The following is a 26,178-nucleotide window of genomic DNA, read 5'->3' as shown; positions in this document are numbered from 1 at the left end:
ATTTTTTCATCAGGCATGTGTGGTGGCCAGAAAAACTTCGATTTTCTACATGAATAATAAAACGATAATCAATCTGATGCCTTACCCCCCTCCAACACATACTCCGGATCCTCCGACATCATCGGGCGGCCATCCTCCAGGCGATCCCACGCCTCCAGGACAAGCCGTTTGGTGCGATATTCGCCGTATTTTTTCATCTCTTTGTTTTTGAGTACACGAAACGTTTCACCCGGAAAATCTTCTCCATAAACATCTTGAGGATCCAAGATGTATCGAAGGTCATCTCGGGTTAATCTGTATAATTTGGCGTAAAATGTGTCAATTTCAGATTTTAATAAGCTCCGTTTTTCTACGTCCCAAGAGAAAGGTTCGCCAGATAAGGAAAATGCTGCAGCAAATTCATCAAGCGCATTATTAGTATATGTTAGTTGAAGAGCCCTGCCGACTATTTTTTCTTTATATCCATTGTACATTTCAAAGGGTATCAGTGGAATTTGCTCATATACTCCTTTGTTGAGATTAGGACCATTCTGACGCAACATTACTACATAGTTAAATACCAGACTATTTAAATTCGCTAAAAACAGTATCCCATTTTCTCCATTAAGAATTTTACCATAAAATGCTGTTAAATTACCCTCAGATACTGATTTAGGTAAAATGGATGCTATTGATGAAAATTTATCTGTAGTTCTTGCCTGTCTTCTTAAACCTATATACCAATTAACAATTTCATATTTTGACTCCCAAATTTCTTCTAAGTGATCTCTTGAAATATAATATTCAGTTCTTATATCGTATTCAGGTGATACTTTTTTATTATCAATTGAATTTGAAGTTATAAATGTCGAATACCTATTGTCGTATTGGTGGATATATCTTCCCTCATATACTTTATGGTAATTTTCCATATTATGGAGATCCGAAAAAAGAACTTTTTTCGATTTAGATTTTTTCCCGAAATTCAATAAAAGTGAGGATAAAATCGTATCCTTAGATTTTTTGTTTATGCCAATAATAGTAATGCCATTTTTATAACATTTTTTAGATAACTCGGCGTCCTGTTTATTTTTATATAATGGTACTGAAAATCTTGAGGGGCACATTTGGTCTAATTCAGCATAATTTATTTGAAAAATTTTTTCATCTTTATCCACTTCCTTTATTGATTCTAAATAGAATCCTAGATCAGTTCTGTCTTGCCCCCACTGTACTATAGTTAAAAGACAGAAATGATAACTATTATGCACGATATCAAAAAACCTTCCACCTTCTGCTCTTTGTCCATTTTCGAAATCGTATAATGACCTAATAGATTTCGATTTAAAGAGATTTCGAGCTATTTTTTGATTTGGATTATCAGTCACTATACCAGTAGGGACAATTATTCCTATTCTACCTAATTTTTCATTAATCTTGAGAAATGTTTCTGTAAATGATGAATAGATATTTCTTCTGCCAGCTCCAGTTTTGGGATAATTCGATTTCTCTCCAATAAATAGTTGAAACTTCTTTAACGCTTTTTCATCTGAGGCACTTGTTTTATCATCAACTTCCGGCATTTCCCAAGGTGGATTCCCCAAGACGATATCAAACCCACCATCCATCTTCACTTCAGGGAACTCAAGTGGCCAATGGAAAAACCTGTTTCCCGTTGATAAGGCATTCATTTTACCCGTAAATTTGGCATTGGCAGCCCGGGGATTGGTAATAAATGAATGCAAAGTTTGAGTAGTTGGAACGAGATTACTTTTCACATTTTCAGGCGTTTTCTCTATAAAAAATGCCCCCGTCCAAATATTCGCTGCTGATAAAACATCCTGATAATTCTGTCCCCGCTTAAAGCGATTATATGCTTCTGCCTTCTTCTGTATGTCCTCTACAGAATGCTCCGGCATCGAGTCAATCTCTCTCAAATTCTCAGCGAATTGTTCAAGCGCCTTCTCTCCGGTGCCAAAAGAGGGCTGCAACTCAAGCTGGCCGGATTCCCGTTCTTTCTTATTCCGCTTTCTTAGTTTCCGTGCTGTCTCTTTGTCATCGCCTATAACTTCCTTAAAGGCACCGTCGGGTATGCCTTCATCCAGCCGACTTAACTCATCAAGTCCGACAAGGCTGTTTCCGCATTTAATATGATGATCCAGGTAGGTTAACGGGTGTCCAACGGAATGACTTTCCAGCCAGAGCGCCACTTTACAAAGTTCCACCGCCATAGGATTCATATCCACGCCATAAATGCAGTGTTGGATTACTTCCAGGAGTGCCTCATTGTAAGCCTCCGGAGCCGGTTGTTCAGCCTCGGTTCGCTCTTTGGCAAGATACTCTGCTATCTTCCGTGCAGCAGCCAGCAGGAAATGCCCGGAACCGGCAGCAGGGTCGCATACTTTTAGATCCAGCAGCGCCTGAATTTTTTCCTCTTTGCTTCCCGCCGCTTCGAGGCGTTCTTCGATAACCGGTATGAGCGCCGATTTAATGAGTTCCTGCACTAATTCAGTCCTGGTGTAATACGAACCGGTGGTTTTACGCTCGGTCCCTTCCGCAAACTGAAATACCCATTCCCTGGACTGCTCCGGAGTGGCTCCTGTTTTGACTTTTGGCTCGTAATCGAGCAAAGCCTCATAGACTGACCCGAATTCTTCCACATCGAGTCCGCCATAGTTGACCCGTGTTAATTGGCCGTGTTCGTTTTCGAACCGGGCGATGGCATCCAGGCTTTCCAGCAGTACTCCATTTGTTAACCGGCAGTGATTCAAAGGCTCAAGCGCAGAGGGGCTAAACAGTTCGCCGTTGAGTGCCTGAATCCCCAATTTTTCGCCGTACGCCTCTTTTTCAAACAAGAGAAATGATCGCTTGAGGTTTTCCCAGAGATCGTCATTCTCAAGATTTAGCAGATGTTTTTTCTCGGCAAGATTTCGCAACCGGTTGACGCTATAATATTTCTTGTAGATTTCGGGATATTTTTTCAGGAGATCAGCGTTCCACTCAGAGCCCTCCACCCTCGGAAATATCATATTCCGCTCTTCTGAGACCATTAGAAACAGCAGACGGTAAATAATCTTCAGGAGTTTACCGTAGTACCTTGTGGCATCTATGTTCTCATCCAGAAACTGTTGTCTGAGACTATTATTTGCAGGATGAGTCAAAAACCCATTCCCTAACTTTTGTAAGCTTACTTCTACCTTTTCCCGGAGTTTCTCGCGTATACGCGCACCGGATTCAATCGCATCCTGGTGGTAAGCCTCAATAATGGATTCAGGGCTTTCCTCCGGCTTGATGGGCATCCGGCTGGCGTGGATGAGTCTGAACATCGTAGCAAAGTCTGTGTAGAGCTCGTCCTCCATCATGGCTTCCAGGTCAAACTCTACATAGGAGAGACGTGATAGTCTGGTAGAATCCCGTAATATCCGTAATTTCAGACCATTGCTCACCAGGCCGTACAGGTGTTCAGTCACGTTAAGATATTCCTGGAGTAACCCGTGTGGCGATAAACGCGGCCCGCCGTAATCCCGCTTTCTGTCCATCTTGTCCCGGACACTCATTATGTGAATCGGGAATCCACCACGATCGAAATCCCGGTGGCTTATCGCATAACTTCTGTTATTGACATATTCTGCCTTCGCATTGTCCAGGTTGAACCCCAGGGAATCGAATAATGGCAACATCCAATAATTTCGAGTGTCAGAAGTTCCGGTATCATCCTCTTCCCACCGGGACCGCCTCTGCTTAAAAATTTCCCATTGTTGTCGGGCGAGGCTGTAAGCAAACTGAATTTCATCCCGAACGCTTTCCTTGGGTTTTAAACCATACTTTTCCGGCTTCTGATATTTTGTTTCTTTGCGTCCAAGATTCTCAAGAACCTCGGTGGAAAGTATTTGCCCCTGGATAGTAATACTCGTATACTGATTCATGTAATTTCAGTACTCCCTACAACTTATCTGATCAGATTATTTACCTAATTATGCAATTGTTGGCACCAGGATATACATCCCAATGACATCTGGCGGTAAGACCGGTTCAATACCCACATAACGTCCTCCTCCAACGGCTTCATGGTACCGGTCGTGGGCGTCGATAAGGACCTCCGTCCTGGCAGCCGTTAACTCCTGCAAGATGGTTTCCATCTTCTCCGTATCGAAATCTTCAAGTTCCTCTTTTGCAAAGTATTGCTGTTCAGGTATATCTACATTTTCTGTTGCCCGAATCTCCTCGAGTAATGATTTCGCTCCCTGAGCAGTCAACTCGTCCCGCTCAAACGGATCGCCACGATACCCCCACAACAGCATTTCCTCGGCAACCAGTTCATCCTTTTCTTTTCGTCTACTGATCACGTTTCTTACTCGCAATAAAACTAGTGTGGTTTTCACTGTCACCTGGTCAGTCCGGATAACCGCCATTCGGGTAAAGGCATCATCATTTACATCAAACGCCTCATTCATAATTTCCTGACATACCTGCTCAATAAACGGATGATTGCGTCCAAGATAGAGTACGTTTTCCGGCAGTGGTGCTTTAAAACCAACCTTAAATTTTCCCTTTTCGGGTAATAATTGTTTCAATCGTCCGGGTAAGTTCTGTTGAGTGAGATAATAGGTGTGCGGTGCATTTTTCACCGGTCGCATTTCGGCCCCGAATCGCTCCAGGGCATCAAGTAAAAATGCCTCTACGTCTTCGGGTTTTCCCAGAGCTTTATCTGTCTCAGTGAGATCCTGTTCAATCTCTTCCGGTTTCATGGCATGTTGGGCAAAGATACTCCGGGTCGCTTTCTCCCTGGCCTCCGCCTGCTTAAATGCTACTTCAGCCTTTTCCGCCGACTTTTTCACAACGCTATCCTCAAAACCTAACTGAAGCTGCATATCCTGATACACATCTCTATGCGGATCAAGCAGTACAGCATTTAATACCGCTTCTATGATAGATTCACTATCCTCCGGAAACGGGATTGAAATGCCCGTGTCTTTTTTAATTTGGATTGCTTTTCGAAGTAATACTCTCAAAACGGTGGCGTCAATGGGATTTTTATCTCCATAAAGCAGTGCTGTTTTGACTTCATCTGCTGTTTGCCCAAACCGGTCTATCCGGCCTTCCCGCTGTTCGATTTTATTCGGATTCCAGGGTAAATCATAATGGAGAACCGCAGTAAAATGATCCTGTAAATTTATGCCCTCACTCAGGCAATCAGTAGCAACAAGCACCCTATTTTTCTGTTTACCCAGAAATTCGACTCTCTCTCGACGCTGCTCTTCGCTCAGTTCACTTGTCACTGATTCGACCTGCGTCTCTCGCTTATACCCGGACGGTAAATTGTTATCAATCAATTTCGCAAGATAATTGGCCGTGGCAATATATTTACAGAATACTATGGGATGGTACCCATCCTCTAACCACCCATTGACCGTTTTAATTGCTGCGTTCGCTTTATGATCTTTTGATTTGGTACCTAATTTATCTAATCGGTTAGCTAATTCTCTCAGTTTACGCACTTCAGACGTATTGACGCTTGCTGAACTAACCACCGAAATCGGTTCAATATCCGAATCCTGTGAACGGCCATCCATCACCATAAACCTGGCAGTATCGTCATCCAACTCCTCCGTCTCATTTCCTTGCTTTGATGCCCTTTTTCTCAGCATCGAAGAGCCTGCTTCCGGACTGGAAATCACTCCCCGCAACAGCCCTAATGCTGTCCAATAGTGAATATGCCTCTGACCTTCTTCCCTGGAAACCATTTCCTTTGTATAGTCCAAAAGATCAGTAAAGAGATTTAGATAGTCGCCTTTCAGGGAATACTCTAATTCAATCGGATCTCTCTTTGGAAACTTGGTCTCCTCGTCCAACCACTTTTTAACGTCCCCCCGACGCCGCTGAACCAAATGCTTTGCGACTTCCCTGCGTGTACTCTGATCTGCTTCCGTCAACACTACTGATTGAAATTCCGGTTTTAGCATTCCAAGTAGGGATTGAAATGATGATTCGATACCACTATGTGGTGTGGCCGTCAATAATAACAGGTGCTGGTCTTCTTTCTCCGATATTTCTTGTATTAACGAGTGACGCATCATCGTATCCCCGTCCTCTCTGGGAGGCCGTGCAACAGTATGTGCTTCATCAACCAAAAGCATTCTCGGGCATTCATCGATAAAGAGTCTTCTCCGTGGGTCCATCTTGATATAATCGATAGAGATGACCTGGTACGGAAAATATCGAAAAGGACTGGTATCCGGAGGCAATTGTCTATCTAAGGCTGCAGCAGATTCTGATCGGATTACCACAGGCTCAATATTGAATTTCTCTTTTATTTCTGATGCCCACTGATCGCATAAATGCGGGGGACAGACAACCGCAAAACGTTTAATATCACTCCGCTCTAACATCTCCTTCACTATCAGAAGGCCTTCGATGGTTTTTCCGATACCTACATCATCTGCAATAAGGATCCGGACAGGATCCTGCTTTAACGCCATGATCAACGGAACAATTTGATAGGCTCTCGGACGGAAAGAGAGTTTGCCAAAAGATCTAAATGGTCCTGCCCCGGTTCGAAAGGAAAGCCGGACAGCATTGAACAAAATTTTTGCAGACGTAATGTCCCCGATATTTTCTATTTCTGGTAAAGGAAAACTAATCGAGGTTGGTCTGTCTTCCGGTACATGAAGCGGTAAATAAATACCGGTGATTTCCTCTTCGATACCGCCGAGTGGTTTCAGCCGCAATAAATCTTCATTATCTGAGGGCTGTACGACCCAATCACGATTTCTGACATGGACAAGCGTACCTGGTTTAAATTCCATAAATGCTTAACTATCTACCTTGGCTGGATTATTTATTCACTTTGACTTTTTTAAAAATATCCGGTCGGTCTTTCACAAACGAATCAAATGCCCCCGTATAATGATATGACAAAACCTGATATCCACCTTTTCGGAGAACCCGACGCTTAATCTCATCATCTTCTTTTACACCGGGCTTATCGTGTACACTGCCATCGATGAAAATACAGATATTCGGTTCATAGAAGAAATCAGGAAGCACGTAATAATCACCCTGTGTAAACTGTGCTTCATCCGGCAACCGGATACCATTTTCATATAAGTAATTCAGGAATTTTTCTTCTAATTCTGAATTAGGATCAATGCGTTCCAGCAGATACTGATATTGTTCTTCATAACTACGATTTGAACCTTTTTGTAGCGGAACTGCTTCCGCTTCCATTAATATCTGAAGGGCCGATTTAATCAATCTTCTGTCGATATTCTGATGATACCATTGGTTATAATAGCTCAGAAGATCATCATAAGTCGCGGGGTCTATTTTCTTTTCCTCTTCCTCCGGTAAGTCAAAATAGCATATTGCATTCGCTAAATTAATTACCTCTGCAAATTTTTCGGGCTCTTCTGCCAACTGTTTTAATACTCCTAAACTACCTTCAGCGGCTTCGTAGAGTAAAATGTTCGGGGATTCGGTATCACTCCCCATTAACTCAACGCGAATTTCGTTCGGTTCAACCTGAAATTGTTTTACAATCGCATTCTTTAATGCATACTGGAGGGTAATAACTCCATCTCTATTGATTCCCAGTGCTCTCGTCGGATGCAAGTATAATGCATCGGCAGTATCGGTCACGTAGAGCTGCACAAGTTTATGCTCTGAAACGTCATCTTCTTTTTCTGCTGCCCTGTCAAGATCCTGACTCCGGCTCCATTCTCCGGTGGTTAAATCGATTAAGAACCCTTTATTCGAAGATATCCGCCATTTACGATTAACGAAGTACAATTTGGCGGCGGGAATATATCGCATCTTCATCAATTCGTCTGCTGAACCTCGCAGACTTATGTTCGTCACCCGATCAAGACTTCCATCCACTTTGAAGTACGTATCAATTTCATATCCTCTGGATGCTCTTTCCTCTTCATCACAGGAAATCCGCTGTCGACTGATGGTTCGAACCTCTCCCATTTCTACAAGGTCCATTATTATTTCACGATTGTCATCATTGTCCAACCGAGTCCCGGTAAAGGGGCACACTTCTTTATTAAAGGAAGATTCATCTAAGATATATCCACTCTTCTTCGAAATTTTGGCTTTGGTGAGTTTGTTTGACAGATCGCTCACGTTCATCCGGGTAACCGTATACTTTGAACCGTTGTGATACACCACATTCCTTGGGCCAAACTCTCGTAATGCTATCCGACGTGGCCTGGAGAGATAATCTCCCTCTCTGCTTACATGATCTGATGGCATAAACGCTCTAATAGGCAAGCGAGTAAAATTATAGCCTGGCAAGAATCCCTCAGATGCCAGATACCGAAACGGATAAAATTCTGAGAGCGTAAATTTCGTATTTTCATTTTTTAATAAGTGAATTTGCCACCGGGCTTGCCGCTCTTCAATACTAGCCTGTTTCTTTTCTCTACTGTTTGATTTATAGGTGGGGTCATCTAATACTCTTTGTGCACGGATCCGTTGCTGACGTGCATCATGGTATAAAGTGCGCCACCTGTCCAAAGAATCATCGAATGCCTGAGGCACATGGTTGACTGTTTCCTCAAGCCAATCCTCAGAATACCAATCCATGTCAGGGACTATATCATCTATCACACCGCGAAATGCTCTCTTAATTTCGTCCCGTTGTTCTGCATTCAGTTTAAACTTTTCTCTCACTTCTGGCTTCAACAACAATTCCTGTTCATTTGTAAAATCCAGAACATTTGCTACAGAGTCTTCCAGGTCATTAATCCCAACTTTTGATAAGTACATTGCATTCAAATGAGCAGTCAATAACTCTTCATTGGATAAATCCAAACGGGGTGGCAATACCTCACCTGCTACCATATTTTTTGATTTCTTGAAGTAGTGCCGGTCGTGTGGTGAATAGTTTGCACAATACGTGAACACCAATGCCGCTTGTCCGCTTCGTCCAGCCCGCCCACTCCTCTGTGCATAATTTGCCGGATTTGGGGGCACATTACGCATGTGGACAACATTCAAGTCAGCAATATCGATCCCTAACTCCATTGTCGGGGAACAAAATAGTGCATTTAACTCACCGCTACGGAATTTTTCTTCCCGGTCAATTCTGTCCTCATTTGATATTTGCCCGGTGTGTTCTGCGCTTTTTAAATGGGAATCGTTATTTGTAGTATCAGAATAGAGATCTCGAAAATATGTATTGAGGTTATTTTCAAAAGATTTATACGAGCGATAATTTACCGGGTCAGCCGAAGCGGATGAGCCATCTCCTGCTTTCCATACCATTGAATCTATCTTGAGCCGGTAGATCGGGACTTTCTCTCCCGTACCTCTATCGGGGATTTCCTGACAAACGAAATAAATTCCCCGGAAGGCATCTAATAAGGATGAAATTGTCTGTTCATAGTTATCTTTACTGTCGACATAGGGTTGAAGATCTTGGTCTGCCTTTAAGTATTGTCCCAATTTACTTCTCAAACCTATACTAGTGAGTGACAGACCACCTGGTTTTCGAGTTAACGGAGAAAACCGCATCCAATTAGGGCGATGGATTCGTTCATCCTGATCGAACCCCCAGTTACTTTTTAATCGTTCACGGATTTCTTTCTCATTCCGTTCAATGGAGTTATTACTTAGAGACTCATGGTCGATAGCATATTGTTTCCTGAAGTACTCAAGTATCCGAAATACAAGTTCATATCTTTTCTCAGGATCAAGTTCTTTAAAACCAGGTATCGATTGCCATCCGGATTCATCCTCACAATAATCCATGAGGTGGGGGTATTCGATATCAAGTAAACCGCATTGTTCAAGGTTGGGCATAGTAACCCGCCAACCTAGCTTGAGATCATAGAGTATATCGTAAAATAATTTTTTCTTCAGTGCTTCTTCGTTTTTATTGACTACCGGAGAAAATCCCTCTTCTGAAATGGGGTCTTTGGCAAACTCGGATTCGTGCAATTTGAGCACATCAAACACTTTTTGCGCAATAGTTGTATGGTCTAAAAACCCTTCGTCTGCGTCCTTCAGTGATTGAAAAATCGACGAACGCAATTTTATTGTTTTGGTAAAATCATTGAAATGCCCAGATTGTAAGGAAGCGTCCTGCCTGACATCTGTAAAGCTCAGGACTTTACTCGCGGAAAGTTCAGTTCCCGTTTCCCTAAGCTTATTAATCGTGGCTTGTGAAATGACAGAGGTTGCCGTACTTCTGGCTTCACTACCTAATTTAGTGAGTTTGGTATATTCATTTGTGTTACCACTAAAAAATATCCCGGAAGTAGGATCAAATGGTAAGGGTGATTGTATAAACCACGCCCTTTGATATCCATCCGTGTTATCGAAAGAAAAATTCCCTTGCTCATCAACCCATATGGGCTTGGGGACCTTGTTCTCATGCGACTTTTTCAACTCTCCGCTCTTTTTGAACCAAGAGGCTGGTAATTCTGAGAGGTATTCATTTCCCCAAACACTGTTTTCATGGTCAAATAATATGTAACCACTCAATCGATCCTGTTCTTCATCTTCCTCCGTAGTATGCTCATCAAACATTCTTGGCAATAACCGAGTTTTACTATCAGCCATCTGAACACATAGGAATTCATGTCCAGAGATTCGACTAAATACGATGGGGAATAAAGGAATTGTTTCCCCCTCGTCCTTCTGAAGATAATATCCTGCATCAAGTTGAATATCTTCCTCTGAATCACGTTCTTTCGGGGGCTTCATCGTCACATGAACGGAGCCGGTTTGTAGAAGAAATTGGTGCAGTTTGTATGGGAGCCACGTTTGTCGCTCACCCTTCTCTTTATTTTCAACATTAATTCGTTCGGCCCACTCTAATAAGACCTTAAGTTGGTTTTGCACTCTCTTTTCACTAGTTGAGGTCAGTGCAGCGAGTTCCCCAACAATTTCGGGTAAGGTTCTGGGTTCACGACGTACTAACTTGTTTTCGCGTTCGACTAAACCGATATCACTTTCCAGCCAGGAGCCAAGTGGGTGCATCTTTAATTTTGATTCTCCAGCAGAGGCATCTATGTCTTTCTCCAGCGCTTCTTTTAATCTGGAAACTTTCTCTGGGTTGTTTTGCGGTAACGGATTAAAGGATAGTTCAAATTCTTCATCGATTATATCTTCCTTGGTATAATCCGCACCAAAAATTTTGCTGCCTACTTCAGCAATTGAAATCCTTCGCTCCTCCAGCGATGTCTCACCGGACGCCATAGTCGCTGAGGTTCCAATACAGATCAGTTTGTTTTTTGCATGATTCTGTATTCTTCGGATTTGCATAGCCACATCAGAACCTTGGCGCCCCCGGTACGTATGCAATTCATCAAACACCAAATACTTGATTGTGTCTTGAAATCGCTTCCGGAGAACTCTCTCGCTATTACGAGTCAGAATTAGTTCCATCATCATATAATTAGTGAGTAGGATGTGAGGCTGGTCTTCTTTAATACGGGTTCGCTCTTCCTGCCCTTCCTGCCCTGTATAACGTCCAAATGTTATCGGGAATGACTTATTTGTCCTCTCCTCATAATTTTTTTTATACTTTTTTATTTCCTCAAATTGCGAATTAATTAGCGCATTCATGGGATAGACGATTATCGCCTTTATCCCTGTTTGAGATGGATTAGATAGGATATAATTAAATATTGTCCCCAGATAGGTTAGAGACTTTCCTGAGCCAGTACCTGAAGTTACAATGAATCCCTTATCTGCAGTACCAAGTTTTAAAGCCTGAACCTGATGTTTATAGAGTTCATAGCCGGTAAAAATATTGTTTAACTCAGGATGAAGCATTCCCTCATCACAGAGAGATTTTACTGTTGCACCTGTTTTGTAGGAGGGATTGAATTGAATGAGAGGATCTGGCCATAATTTGCCGCCTTCAAGCTCTTCGTCAACCTTCGCCTGTATCTTCTCATCCTTAATATTTATAAAACCTTTTACAAAGTCCTTGTACTCACCAATAATCTGGCTATGAATATCAAATATATTCATGAAAGACGTATCCAATTTTGGATTTACTAACGGGCCAACAAAACCTAAAAAGATAGAGATTTATTTAAGGCAATTTATTCCAATTGTAAAGGAATAAGTTTGATTATTATGATAATGCATATTATTAAAAAAAGCCCGCCAACATTAAATTTGGGGGCTTGATATAAAAGATAATAAAATCTTTTTATGAGAAGACAAGAAATGATTTTATACTAAAAAATGTGGTTCATAACAAGAATACATTTTACTCTAAATAATCTTCTCATATCTATTACTTTAAATTTTTCTATGCAGCTGTTTCTAACTCATGATATTTATAGATAAACCTCCAATTTCTCTGTTCGGACAGTAAAATTTCTTGTAAATTAAACAAGTAATTATCCAATTCGGATAAGGTATTTACATCTTTTAATTGTTCGCTGCTTTGTGCTAACTTTTCGATCATCTTCTCGGAACGCTGTAAATCTCTTTTATATTCTCTTTGGTTTTTAATTGCTGTTAAAGCAGCTCCAATTGTAGGGAATCCAATAGTAAACGCAGCAAACAATTTATTAATAAATTCTCCATGTAGGTGAATAAGGTGCATTAATGCTGAAAACAAGGTAAGAATAAAAAGTGTTACACCTATACGAGAAAATAATTTTTCCTTCAACCTTGCACTACTCATTTTTTTTCTATGATAATTTATTTGTTCGCTAATTATTAAATTTGATAGAATATTTTTTGTTTTATTAAGCGGCAAAGACACCTTCGACTTATTTATAATAGAATCTAAATATTTTATAAAATTATGGTTAACTCTATCATTAACTAAGATAAAATCAGATCTAGTTATAATGGTTGGTACGTTTTTACCAATCAGTTTTAAAAAAAGAAATATTCGCAAATTTTCCGTTAATGATCTATAAGATAGCCATTTATGATGCCAATTAAATTTCCTGCTTAGCCAGTAAACTACGATTAATAATATTATTGATATTACCTCGATACTGATTATCTCAACAAATGCAGGGAAAAATATAATCTGTAGAGATGCAATTAAGATCGCAAAAGTTGACAATAAATATATAGAAGTACCAGCAGCATAGTATAAATTATGGTACTTTGTTGAGAGCATATTAGATTTGACTAATATCGGCGATATATCTCTTAAATATTCATTCCATCCATCCTGAGTAGGACCAAGTTCATTTAATTTTTTTGTTACAAACTTCTTATAATTTTCAACTTCTTTTTTCAATTTTTTTTTGTGTATGCGTTCAGAATTGAATTCATTTACTTTTTTTAATACCTCAAAGAATTGCCGGCTAGAATTAAGGTACTTAGCAGAATAATCTTGGGTGTTTACCCAGAATATTGGCTTATCAACCTCATTCGCATAACTTACAATTTCTGCAGTTCCTCCCTTACCATTAGCAGGTTTTCCATCCCACAAAGCAATTAGTATATCACAATTATTTACAATAAATTTTCCCGATTTTAAAAATGCTTCTTCCCTTTCGGTACTATCTCCTTCCACAATAATTCGACTTGAAATTTTGATTAATTTTTCAAAATTCAGTTGAGCCTTTTTTGATTGGAATTCCTTTTTGTATTCAGTTTTATCCATTGGTAGGATAGCGTTTAAATTTGCGTCCAGGTTTTTTATCAGATTTTCGGCGACAATTTGGTCTGCACCATCTGCAAGTGCGGAATACACTGTTAAAATATCCTTAAAACTATCTTCTCCCTGAAGTTGTTGTATTAGGTCTTTACAAAAATATTCCAAATGTGAATTTATCCAACCTATATCATCAAGGTTTCTATGCCCGGTGATACCAATATTTATTTGAATCGGTATCTTTTTGTATTCAGTTGTCATAAATAATTAGCTTGTACTTATCTTTGTTTGCAGATTTCTCGGCAAATATTCTTTTATCCAACCATGAGAAAGTTTTTCCCGTACACTTAATTTCGTTTCCTTTTCAAAGTTATTCCAATATGTTGATAAAAGTTTAAAATACTCTTCAGTACAGGCTTTTATGTGAGAAAAATATTTTGATGTTGGTTTTTCCAAATATGCTGCAACATCCTTTATAAAAAAGTCCGAAGGTCGTTCATTAGAATATTTGTAGACCATCGATTGACAATTAATAAAATTATAACAGTATTTCTGGCTATGAACCTTCATGCTTCTTGTAAAACATTTCGCAAGTGAATAGAAATAGGCAGATTTTCTTAGCATTATTGGACTTCCTTCATCTCTATGATTAAAAACTGTTGTAGCCATTATATTCCATATTTCTGGATTTATTAATTCCTCATTTAAAACCTTAGCAAAAATACTATATTTTTTCCAATTTTTAATTTCCGTGTGAACTTTTTCAGGAAAAGTGGGGGCATACTCCTTATCCCTAATCAACACTAAGGCATAAGTTTGCCTCGCGATCAAATTTTCATAATACCACAATTTATCGAGAAATTTATATTCCGTATTAGTCGAGGCATTTTGATACAAAATCCCTGCATAGTAGGCCCAATGAAGTTTTGGTTTTTTATCTTCAATAATTGATTTTTCCTTATATTTACTTATTAATTCATTTAAATAGTTCTTATCGATATCAGAATAATAGAACAATCCGTAAATTGCATTTCCAATAGATTTAGCATTTCTAATTATGTCGTAATCATTACCTTCGATTGCTTTATTAATATATCTATGGATAGTATTCCAATAATCGTTTTTATTTATATACTTAAAGACTCTGGTTGACTTCGCGAAGTAGCTATTAGACAAATCAGCTTCGAGCTCTTTATGTTTTTTAAAAGAAACACCTATGTAGTTTGGTAATTGTGTTCTTACACTAGGAGTATTTGTTGAAATGCTATACTTTAAAACGTTTAAATGATTTGATTTAATATTTGATGATGCTTGTTTACCAAATACTTTACTAATATACAATAATAACCAAACAAAAACCTTACTGCTATCCAAGGAGTCGATATCAACTAATTCTTTTTTGTCGATCAACTTATTTGACAATAACTTTTGCTTTGATGGATCTTCACCCAACTCTATGAGTTGACTGAATCGTAAATCTCTTAACTGACTACTTTTCATAAAATTAAAGCAATCATACAAACTTGCGGCATATTCTAATTGTAAATAATGCTTTTGCTCAGGTAATAAGTTCTCATTATATAAGAGGAATTTTTTTTCGTATTTTTTTAGATATGACAATTTTTTTATTCTATAATATGATCTAAGTAGACTGGTTAAGAAGACTTCCTGTGCGTATTTTGATTTCACGAATAAATCATGATTTACATTTTCCAATAAGGATTCTACTATATCGGCATATTCTACTTCCTCTTCGTCTCTTTCGTATAATGGTAGAATTCTTAATAGACATGAAATACACCAACGCAAGTCAATAACATCTTCACATCTTTTTATAGTTTTTTGTAGATAGTCAACAAATTCATCTTGTTTTATAGATTCACTACATTTGATAGGATTAAATATATAGTTTTTTAAATTACTGAGAACCGAACCAGCAAAACGTTCATTGTATAATACGTCAACTTCCTTTAAAAGGTTGATAAAGTTATCCGGAATATCTATGAATCCAACGCTATATCTAAGGAAGAGGTCTTCAAAAAGTTTTATAAAATATTGAACATTAAGAATTACTATTTGATTAAGTTTTTCTGTTATTTTAACCGAATTCAGTACTGGATCGCGTGTATAAATTAACTGCTTTAAAACGCGGCTTAATCCAAACTTATGTTTTAACTTTCCTGATATCTTTTCATCTCTTATTAATTCAAAATAATTGATTAAATCTTCAGTGTTCAGAGGATTACGGATTGACATTTTACATATTGGGAGCAACAATCTTTTAATAGTAACCGAATTAATTTCTTCATCATTTATTTCTAAAAGTAATTTAAGAGCAAAACTATGATCATCGTAAACAGAGCTCCAAATATTTTCCAATATCTCCTTTAATAGCGGGTAACGTGTTTCTTGGGGAAGTAACTCATGATAATCATGGAGCTTCCTATAGAACTCTTCCTCTGTTAGAGTCACATAATCATTCTCACTGTCAAAATATTCTATTTCATTAAAACCATTTATTTTGACAATCTCTTCATTCATTTTGCTATCTAAAAAATATTTGGTCGATGATAATTTTTCTGCACTAATCTCCTTTATAATTTCTTCGTGGGAAAAGGTATGGATTATTGGAGTAGAACTTTCATAATCTTGATTGATTTCTATTATCTTTGGCATTAATTGCTCTTTCACATAAGCATTTTTTTCTTCTTTATTTTTAAATATTGGTTTGGGCGAATAAAATAGTATTTCATTGAAAAGTCTCTTTTTGGTAGTATCACCTAACGCTTGCTGTGCTCTTATTCTATTAATTAAACTGTTTTTAAATTCAACCTTTAATCCTCTTTTTTTTACTGTAAATTCTGCGAAATATTTTTCATCATTAGGTCCCTTACCAGCAATTCCACTTTCACGGAAGTTGGGAGCAAGTCCATATTGGTTTTCGAAAAGGTGATTTATACACAACCATTCAAAATCATCCTTACTCATTTTCTCAATTATTGTTTTGTACAGTTGAGGATTTATCTCTGGAGGAGATTTACGTTCATCCGACTGTTGATTATGGATAGAATTAGCAATGATTGCCTCAGCAATACTTTTAAAATTATTATTGTATTCTGAAAAATTGAGGCATTTTATCCTGTCAGTTATACCCTCAATTATAGTATCATCAATCAATAGAGGAATAATATATCCTTGATTGTCATCCATAAATTCACGGAGAACCGATAAATCAATTTCCAATCCTGTCCAGAAACTTTGTGAGTAATCCTTGCTTATAATCATCAAACAATAGCTAGCTTCCCGAAAAAATATGTTTGATAGATACTCTTCTAAATCATATCCAATATCTTGCGATAGTTCTCGGGTAGTATTATACCGAAAACAGTTAATGCCTAAATTCTCCAATTCAGAATGTATCTTTTCTGCAACATCTTTATCTGCAGAAGCAAACGATATGGCTATATCAACTGGTTTACCTTCCATAACAATAACCCCTTATTGGATTACCTCCACTTTGTATTTATTACTTTACTTAATCAAATACTAATCATCTGCACATATGACCTATTCATTATTTAAATGAATAACGATTATATTAATTAGTTATGTTTGTTAACGCTATTGCGATGATTATTTCAGTATCAAACTATATATCTAAAACTAAACTAAAAAATTCTGCAATCACAGGTAACAGGAAGATGTATTAACAACCCAAAAGAGACAAGTGTTATCGGGCGCTTGGTAAGATTAGTTTACTTTCATGATTCCCAATAGGCAAGAACAAATTATTTCTCAAAATCTAACAACTGGATAAAATAAATAAGGTAAATTGGAAACATGAGTATTACCCATTCTATAATTCATTATTGAATACCTTTTCATTTCGTGACTATTTTGCCACATAACTGTATCCATAGATTGTAAGCGAATGCTATTTTCCCCGCTATTTACTTTAGTGCGCCTTATCGGCTATTCTTAATTCCGTTCGACGTTGTGTCGTTTCTCGTCCAGCATCATAAAGTTTGTGGAATAAACTAATTATTGGTTGCTCCTCTTTGTCTTCGCTATTTACTATTCCTGTTAAAGTTGCAGAGAGGGCTAAAGCTGCTCCAAAAATTTGCAGTGGAGCAGCAACAACCGTCATAGCACATGCTAACGCAATTGTTCCACTGCCTATACCAGTAATTACTGTTGCAGCTTTAGCAATTGACGGAATTTTGATTTTATTTTTCTCTTCAATTTCCTTCAGCAAACTGTTTCGTAAATTTTCAATGTTGTTTTGAGCATTTAGCGAGCCGCCAGAAGTGATATGAGATAAATACTTTGAATAGAAATCTTCGTTGGCTGATACAATTTCAAAATACTTACTCAAAGGAATATCTAACGAAACTTTTAGTTCTGTCTCATTCAGTAATTTTTCTGAAAGTAAAGCTCCTAAAACCCCAGCATAAGCGTAAGCACCACCATCATTGCCAATAGCATCAACATTTTCAATTTGGGAGTTTATTATTGATGAATAAGCTGTTTGAGATTCGGCAATAGTGTATGGATGTAGTTGGCATTTTTTTGTTATTGATAACATGTTTAGCAAACTCATCAAGTCAATAGATATATCTGTCTTACTAGCCACTTCACTTATAATTTTTTTTGATTCAGGATTCCAATCAAAAGGATTTGGAATTATTACAATTCTGCCCATTTTGGCTAATGGAAGTGCGTTAACCAATGAACTTGCAATTACTCCCAAATGCTCAAGATTTATTTTGCTTGGCTCTTTCTTGAGAAGAAGCCGTTCAAATAAATAATCTGTTAGAACTACTCTGTCTCCCAATAAGAAGCCAACTTTTAAAGCAGTGTCTAATTCGTTTATAAGTCCAAATAGACCTGATTGTATTTTTGCATCATGCTTAGTTTCAAGTAAAGTAATCGCACTTGTCGAATTATGCCAAATCTTCCGGAGGTCATTTTTAAGATTTAAAATTTCATATGATGTAATGTCACCAGGGAAATATTGAGCATTACCGTTATTGTCAAACTCAATTCTCAGATTGGATTTGACTGATTTAATGTAGTCTATTGTAAATTGATTGTAGTGCATTTTAAGTCTTTAGTCAAATTTGTAATTGCATTCACATTCTATCATCTCTTTTATTCGAGTTTCTGCTAAAACTTGCTTGTCTTTTTCAAGAAGCAAAATATTTTTTTTGATTTCGTCCAGTCTACCAAAGTCTTTTGCCTGTGCCTTAATTACACATCCAATAGTTTCTAAATTCTGTTTTTGATTTCCAGGACATTCAACCGCATATTTTATAACAGCAATTAACACATCATTTGGTATTCTTTCAGAACAGAGCATTTTAAAATGAAACATATTGTCACTCCACAATAAATGTTGGTCCACATCTAAAGTTGTTTTTACATGCTTCCAGAAACTACTTTCACTTATGTCCCATAGAAACTCAATATAGTCTGCAATGTAGTCTTCTTGAAATCTACGGTTATTTACTTTGCTATATATTTCGTCATCGGTCATTGATTCAACAATTTTCTTTGCGTCTTCTAGTTGAAGTTCCTTTAAAGCATGATGTAAATTTTCTGTCCAGTAAGGGTTCATTAGTTCATTTTTCTTCTCGATAAGATCTTTTTTATTCATATTCTTTTATTCCTGTCTATTGATGTTAATACTGTTGTTAAAGAACAGCCGTAAACGTTGGCATAGTTCCAATGCAACCTTGCTTCATTGATGTGTTCTTCTTGTTAGAATAAATATAACACAGAGAACGTGAATAATCCTTGGCAAATCGCCAATTAAGCCCCCTAACGGCTCCATTTTACAAACAGCCTGTGACGTGGATTCGGCATTTGGCTTCGATCTGGAATAGTGACCGGACTATCCAACATGCACTAAAAATTGAGTTTGCTTGATCCGTCCTTGAAAATACACCTAACATAAATGTGAGGGAAAGCTAACACAAAAGCACATGGCTCATGCTGTCCGGTGCAACGGAGGAGGTTAGGCCCAAATAGTTAAGAATAGAGCCTAGCGTTTCTTATTCCACGATCGATGGAAATTGATCCGCTAACAACTGATACATTCCCCGTGTATTGTTTTCAATCGAGACAAAACAATTAACTAATTGTCCAGTAATAATAAATCCGAGCCCACTCAAAGCAAGAATGACACTGCCAACTATTATGATTATATCGGACCGTTGCTCCTGCCCGAGTCCAACTAATATTCCAACAATCCCTACAACAACAATAAACCAACCAATTCCAGAATATACACTTCCAAAACTTTGTAATGTTTTGAATTTCGGTTCATTGAAATTGGGAGTGTTTGTTGGCGTTGAATTAGAGGCGGTTACATTCTCTGGTGAGTGTTTTTCCTCAGGAGGTTTATTGGCCTTCTTTTGCTTCAATTCTTCCTGTGCTTTTGATAAACAATTCTTACATACCGTTCTCTCACCAACTCTATACGGAGTCGCCCAAATAGCAATTGAATTTCCACAAATATCACATTCCATGATATCCTCCTTTAGTTAAACCTTTAAGTTAACTTCTTTAAACCACCTTGGATTCAATGCTGAAGTGCAACACTCCGAACTGTAGAAAAAGTGAGTCATGTGACGTAGGTTGGGACTCAATTTTTTCACCTAAAAAAAGGAGTGCTTATGTCCACCTGTCGTCACGTGACTTGGAAGGAAAGATACATGATCGCGAACCTGGATGGCAACGGGTATTCGCAACGCGAGATTACGCAGACTTACATTAGAGTTTATAGATCAAACAAATATTGGATTGATGCAAAAGGCCCAGTATAATTGAAAACAGAATTAGTCGTCGGATCGAAATCTATTTCTTCGCTTTCATCGTCAAAAATCCCTTCACCGTATTCAACTACCCACCGTTTTGAGGATACGGACGCATGATAACCTACATTCAATACAAAATGAGTTTTCGGGGTTGTAATAATCTCAAAACCGGTATTAACGGTAGCTCCCCAATTACTGTTGGAAATCATGAGCAAATTATCATCCTCCCCCATATTAAAACGGTTATGAAAAAATGTATATCGAACATCACCATTTAAAACAAAGCCAATTCGGCGCCAAAAGTACTTTTTTACGATCCCTCCGTAACTCGAAAATAAAAAGGCTCTGCCTTCATAAAATTGCGTAGAATTTACCATCAGTCGTGGGAATTGCGGAATTCGACTGACTGAAAATCCAAAATTTGAAAAAAATTGAGAAATATTTTTGGATCGACCAATGTTCTTACCGAAATCGATATTCCATGCTCCATCTGAAAGATGAGTTTCAGGAAGAATAATTTCCCCAAATTCTGTCGAAAATCGAAATTCTTTGAGACTCAATATGTTTTCAGTATATCCCACTGAGACAAAGTAATGGTGTTGAGGCCTTTCGCGAAGAAGCATGCCTTTGGCAAAAGGCCCGCCAAATACCGTAACTGCTTCTGATGTACTATACTGCTTCGATGTATTGTCTGAAACAGAAATTGTTCTGATATATCCAACATTTTTTTTCACTCGTCCACTATCTGTCATTTGATATTCATGAACAAAAAAACCATCATCAACGGCAATCTTTTCTTGGGTTCCTAGGCCAAACCAAATATGATTTCCTTGAACATTTCGAACTTGAGTGCGGTGTTGTAACTGCGGAGCAAATTGTACAATGGATTCTAAATTATCGGTAAACTCTTCAGCTGCTTCCGCAAATGCACATTCCCATAGTCTTTGGTTGAACATTTCACATTCACTTGCTGAATAAAGACCATATCCCTGAACTAACTTCGCCGTTTCATCAATTTGTCGGATTGTAAAGTTTCCATCGACTTCAATAATTTCGAAAAATACAAATACGCCTCTAATAGTGGACGATACAACAGAATTTGATCCCGGTGAATGTCCAATGTAGTTTATATATGGGATGCAAAGATAAGACACTTCCATAACTTGTTCGAGTTGTGAAGCGGTTATAGCGTAATTGTGTGCTTTGGTGGCAATGAACTGTTGTTTTTGAGTCTCAGTAACCAACTCCCGTGCAAGTATCTCTTTCTTTATCTCTAAAATTGAACGTATCGTCGGAATAATTGTCTGCTCGACAACCTGTTTTATTTTTTCCGCGCTAAGGTGCTTTTCCTCCCTCGTGTATTCCTCGAATTGATGAGTAATTTCCTTTGGAAGTTGAGTATAAGTGAATCGGGGAATTTTGCTTATTTTTTGATCGACCGACCGATCAATGTAGTTCAGTTTTTCTTGTCCAATTCTTTTAATTATATTCTTCGCTGATAAAATGAGATGCTCATTATAATATTCTACGTCTGGTACATATACGGAAGGCGTACAAGCCACCAATTTTGATTGTAACCTTGACTCAGATGATTGTACTTCTGCAAATCCATTTTTATAAAACACGGTGATAAGTAAATACGATAAGAGTAGTATATACTTTAGCATCCTCATTTAATTAACCCTTATTAACAAGTAGTAAAACAACATGTGTCCCTTGTATAGTGAACAAAGGTGTGTTTTCTTACCACCTAACGAAACGTAAAAGAAACTCCCAATGTCTGCCCCTGAACATTTAAAACCGGAGGGGAATTGGAAGTATATTCAACTGTGTCGTCCTCATCATCGAAGAACCGTCTTTTCCCGATATGCACATACCAATCTCTTGACTCAAAAGAGAGCGCTCTATTATAAAAAATGCCAAATTGAGACTCAGGACCCTTGGTAATTTCAAACCCAGCTCGAAATTCTAACCCTGAGTTTCCGAGCGAAAACATAAGGTTTTTATTATCTTCTATATCTTTGATTTTGGTATAATAATTGGTATAGAGGTAATTACTACCGATAAAAAGCCCGAATTGTCTGAAATAAAATTTCTTTAGTATCCCCTGCCTCAGCTGAAATGTGTGTATTTTATTCGCAATTGAATTATTACGGAAAGTTAACCGTTGGTCTTGAAATCCTAACGATAGGGTACCATAGGAAAATAAAAGTGGAATATTGAATTTGTGCCCCATTCTTATTCCCGCTCCAAACCCATAAATAGAGGTAATTTGATTTTGTGTATGAAAATAGACTTGTCCATATTCATTGTCGAGGTAGCCTTCTTTAACTAAAACAGGACTTTGCATTATTTGGAGCGCAACAAAACCTTCACCACTTCCCTGATCTTCTTCGAGCACCATACCTTTTGAAAAAGGGCCACCGAAAACGGGGACGGCTTCATACTGGTTTCCTGTTTGAAAATATCTTCGTTTCTGATCCGTAACTCGGATATAACCAATAGTTCGTGCTTTCATCCCGCTGTCGGGTCTCGTGAAGTACTCTTTTACAAAATACCGATCGTCAACCTTTAATTTTGAGTTTTTGTTAATTTCCAAAAATACCTTGTTCCATTTAACATAATTTAGAGTATCGTAATGCCGAAATATTGAAAGATGTTCGAAGATAGCACTAAGTAAATCTTGCATACCACTAACTGCATCCAAGTAAGCACATTCCCAAAGTTTCCAATTTAACATTTTACAATCAGTCTTATATTCTCCGAGCCCGGAGAAGCGAGTGTATATTCCTTCCTGAAATTCAACTTTGGATACATCTTGGTTAAACGAAATATTATACCATAGAAAAAATCCTCGTATTTCTACGTTAAGATTATTTGTTTTAGCAATTATATCGTTCGGCGTTTTTCCAATAAAATACACAACTGGAATGCAGATATAGGAGGAAGATAAAACATGTTCAAGCTGAGTAGCTGTGATCCCCAAACTCCTGGCTTTCGTAGCAATAAATGAGTGCTGTTGCTCCTGTGTCACTAGATCAGCCGCGAGTATTTCCTTTTGAATATTCAATACTCTTTTTACATAAGGCAAAACTGAACGTTTTACACGCCGTTTTGCGTCCTCGACGGTCTCTATTTTTGCATGTTTTTGGGTTATTTCATCAGAGAAATGGCGTGGAAGTGGTAAATAATGAAATCTATCAGACTTCTTCATTTGAGCCTTAATGAATTCATCAAGATATACCAGTTTCTCTTTTTCCATTTCAGGAACTAAATCCATTTTCAATAGATGGAATTCATCCAATTTTTCATTTAGTGCTGGCAAATAGACCGCCGGTGCACAAGCAACGGTTGTCACGTCTTGGTCTGTGTATTTATTATAATCCCAGGAGACTTGACTCAGTGCTGGTGAAAATGAAAAAAGTAAAGATGTCAATATGATTAGAATACGCTGGGACATTATTTTTATTGTGGTAAAACTTCTGAAACAGAACGCATCTGATTCCCAAATGACTTGTGTATTACTCCCAATATTTACTAGTGTATAAAGTACAAGATTCAATACGCTCTGCATTGTGTTGTCACATTGAGCACTTTTTACGGTATATCCCAGTGACCAATCTTATGGTCTATATATTCAATTTTGTCTGTTTTTTTGTACATGAGGAAACTATTTCATATAAACCATTTTACCTATATCAACGTAGTTCTCTGTATATAAATAATAAAAATACACCCCACTACTTACGTGGTTACCAGCTCCATCAACTCCACTCCAATGCACCTCATGCCATCCGGCATACTTTTCCCGATTTACTAGTAAAGTAACCAGCTCGCCTTGGGAATTGTAGACTACCAGTTTTACATAGGTGGAATGAGGAATTCCATAACGAATATTTGTGGTTGGATTAAATGGATTTGGGTAGTTCTGGGCTAATGTGAATTCAGTTGGTATTCCGTGCCCTTCTTCAATTTCTGTTGTTGTATTAACTGTAAAGGTGTTTGCAACCGAATACTCACTATACTCAAATCCATCATAGGCTCTCGTACGCCACCAATATTGTGTGTTATCCTGAAGTTGTTCGGATAAATCCCAACTCGTCGAATCGGATGTTTCAGAAATGAAACTAGAGCTATCTAAACCAAAAGTAAATTGTGCATTTGTACTTATGTAAAACTTATACTCCAATTCATCATTTTGTGCGTCCTCGCTGTTCGAGAGAGTAAGGATAGGTGTTCTCGACGATATTGTTTGCCCATCCTGCGGAGTGAGTAAAGCCGGGTTTGTTGGCTCTGAATTCATACGGAATGAGATTGTGCTGTATTCACTCTCTATTCCATCAGAATTGGAAACCTGTAATCGTGCATAATAGTTTCGACCATCCTCTAACTCTTGACCTGTATATTGTTCAGAGGTACTTAAACTATTTATTATCCCCGAATCCCAAATATCCACTGGATTGAAATTGGATTGTGTTGAAATTTGGAGTTGATAACTATCCTGATTTCTTCCCTCAGGATCATTGTACTGCCAGGTAAAAGTAGGATTATGATTGAGTACATGCTGTAAATTACCCACTCCTTGGATTGTAAAATTCGATATAGTCGGTGGGAAGGTTTGATAAATAATCACTTCAACAACACCCGTTGCAATCCCTCCATTAGTTGAAATAATGATGGTATCAGTGTAAGATCCGGTAGTTAATTCTTCTGTGATTGCCTTAACAGCAATTACCTGAGATTCCTCTGATGTTAGTGAAATTGTAGACGGAGAAATAGTGACCCAATCACCTGTATGTGTAATAGAACCTTTTAATTCGTCCCCACCGTTATTTTCAATAGAAAAATTATAATTATCATCTGTTGGATTTGAACCTACCTGTGTAGAATCAAACTTATTTGAAATTTTACCAGTAACAGTTAGTACCGGTGAAGGAACTTGGAGCCATGAGATTTGTTTTTCGAGGATTTGGTTTCCAATGTCTGAAAATTGCTCATAGTCATATGTAAATACTACACCTTTCCCACTGCCTGAAGAAATACTATAAAATGCAGTTTTGTTAATAATTTCATCTGTATTTCGTCCAATATTAGTCCAATTATTTGGATAAGCACTAGATATATAGTAGGCATATCCGGAATTTTGAATCTCAAATTCAGATCCATCGGAATAATCTGCCAAAAATGCATCATTTTGTTCAATGTATAAATCACCTGAACCACCATAGCGATTAGATTCCCACTGTCCGCCAAGAACACTCGCTGAATTATATAAAAGGATCAGGTGTTTCCCATCACTCATAAAAGAATCGATTTGGGTCTGATTAATAGTCGGGAATTCTGTTGTAATTATGAATTGCGCTGAACTAAGATCAGTTTTGGATAATTTACCAAATGGGATATAGGTTGTTTCATGCCCTAAAGATTGTAATTTATCTTTAAGTGCAGATTCACGATCACTGTATATGTTATTATCATTTTGTGCTATAAATGCAATATTTCCTTCTTCAACTGTAATCTCATTAATTGGTAAACTGGAAAAATGATCTAATAAAATTGTAAAAAGATTTTGCGCTGCACCGGAGTAATTCACGGGATCATATGTCCAGATCACTCCCCGGCCACCACTCGAATGTTCCCGGATTAGGGCAGTTTTATAATTATCATCCGCGTTATTCCGGGCTGCGATTGTCCACCCAAAAGGATACCCACTCTCAATATAATAGGATTCTTCGCCATAAGCTGTCGTCTGTATGAACATTGGCAGTGTCGATTTATATCCATCTAAAAATC

General features: G+C 37.8%; 11 protein-coding genes. All 11 read right to left on the bottom strand.

Going from position 1 to position 26,178, the window contains the following annotated elements; all coding sequences use genetic code 11:
• Positions 1 to 68: 68 nt before the first annotated feature.
• Complete coding sequence (locus tag K9N57_13060; GenBank protein MCF7805114.1) at positions 69 to 3,905, bottom strand: N-6 DNA methylase; 3,837 nt, start codon at positions 3,903 to 3,905, stop codon at positions 69 to 71.
• A gap of 48 nt (positions 3,906 to 3,953) precedes the next feature.
• Positions 3,954 to 6,785: a DEAD/DEAH box helicase gene (locus K9N57_13055; GenBank protein MCF7805113.1), complete on the bottom strand. Its 2,832-nt coding sequence runs from the start codon at positions 6,783 to 6,785 to the stop codon at positions 3,954 to 3,956.
• 28 nt (positions 6,786 to 6,813) lie between these two features.
• Positions 6,814 to 11,967, bottom strand: coding sequence for a DEAD/DEAH box helicase (locus tag K9N57_13050; GenBank protein ID MCF7805112.1), 5,154 nt, complete (start codon positions 11,965 to 11,967; stop codon positions 6,814 to 6,816).
• Positions 11,968 to 12,253: 286 nt separating this feature from the next.
• Positions 12,254 to 13,828 (bottom strand): hypothetical protein, encoded by a 1,575-nt coding sequence (locus K9N57_13045; protein MCF7805111.1) that lies wholly within the window; start codon positions 13,826 to 13,828, stop codon positions 12,254 to 12,256.
• A 6-nt stretch (positions 13,829 to 13,834) separates the two neighbouring features.
• Complete coding sequence (locus K9N57_13040) at positions 13,835 to 17,053, bottom strand: toll/interleukin-1 receptor domain-containing protein (protein ID MCF7805110.1); 3,219 nt, start codon at positions 17,051 to 17,053, stop codon at positions 13,835 to 13,837.
• 469 nt (positions 17,054 to 17,522) lie between these two features.
• On the bottom strand, positions 17,523 to 18,668 hold the full coding sequence (locus K9N57_13035; protein MCF7805109.1) for a hypothetical protein: 1,146 nt from the start codon (positions 18,666 to 18,668) through the stop codon (positions 17,523 to 17,525).
• 9 nt (positions 18,669 to 18,677) lie between these two features.
• Positions 18,678 to 19,223 carry a hypothetical protein gene (locus tag K9N57_13030; GenBank protein MCF7805108.1) on the bottom strand — a complete coding sequence of 182 codons (546 nt, stop codon included), beginning with the start codon at positions 19,221 to 19,223 and terminating at the stop codon, positions 18,678 to 18,680.
• Between the two features lie 397 nt (positions 19,224 to 19,620).
• Positions 19,621 to 20,097 carry a hypothetical protein gene (locus K9N57_13025; GenBank protein ID MCF7805107.1) on the bottom strand — a complete coding sequence of 159 codons (477 nt, stop codon included), beginning with the start codon at positions 20,095 to 20,097 and terminating at the stop codon, positions 19,621 to 19,623.
• A gap of 251 nt (positions 20,098 to 20,348) precedes the next feature.
• Positions 20,349 to 22,010, bottom strand: a complete 1,662-nt coding sequence (locus K9N57_13020; protein ID MCF7805106.1) for a hypothetical protein — start codon at positions 22,008 to 22,010, stop codon at positions 20,349 to 20,351.
• A 125-nt stretch (positions 22,011 to 22,135) separates the two neighbouring features.
• Positions 22,136 to 23,710: a hypothetical protein gene (locus K9N57_13015; protein ID MCF7805105.1), complete on the bottom strand. Its 1,575-nt coding sequence runs from the start codon at positions 23,708 to 23,710 to the stop codon at positions 22,136 to 22,138.
• 345 nt (positions 23,711 to 24,055) lie between these two features.
• The coding region (locus K9N57_13010) for a T9SS type A sorting domain-containing protein (GenBank protein ID MCF7805104.1) at positions 24,056 to 26,178 on the bottom strand (2,123 nt) is incomplete at its 5' end.

This window comes from Candidatus Neomarinimicrobiota bacterium (assembly GCA_021734025.1).
GTDB lineage: Bacteria > Fidelibacterota > JAANXI01 > JAANXI01 > JAANXI01 > JAANXI01.
Note: the sequence above shows the minus strand (reverse complement) of the source record. Positions and strands in the feature narration are given on the sequence as shown.

Coding starts and splice junctions, on each gene's coding strand:
- K9N57_13060 (MCF7805114.1), bottom strand. CDS start 3,905: ATGAATCAGTATACGAGTATTACTATCCAGGGGCAAATACTTTCCACC.
- K9N57_13025 (MCF7805107.1), bottom strand. CDS start 20,097: ATGGAATGTGATATTTGTGGAAATTCAATTGCTATTTGGGCGACTCCG.
- K9N57_13035 (MCF7805109.1), bottom strand. CDS start 18,668: ATGCACTACAATCAATTTACAATAGACTACATTAAATCAGTCAAATCC.
- K9N57_13040 (MCF7805110.1), bottom strand. CDS start 17,053: ATGGAAGGTAAACCAGTTGATATAGCCATATCGTTTGCTTCTGCAGAT.
- K9N57_13050 (MCF7805112.1), bottom strand. CDS start 11,967: ATGAATATATTTGATATTCATAGCCAGATTATTGGTGAGTACAAGGAC.
- K9N57_13045 (MCF7805111.1), bottom strand. CDS start 13,828: ATGACAACTGAATACAAAAAGATACCGATTCAAATAAATATTGGTATC.
- K9N57_13055 (MCF7805113.1), bottom strand. CDS start 6,785: ATGGAATTTAAACCAGGTACGCTTGTCCATGTCAGAAATCGTGATTGG.
- K9N57_13030 (MCF7805108.1), bottom strand. CDS start 19,223: ATGAATAAAAAAGATCTTATCGAGAAGAAAAATGAACTAATGAACCCT.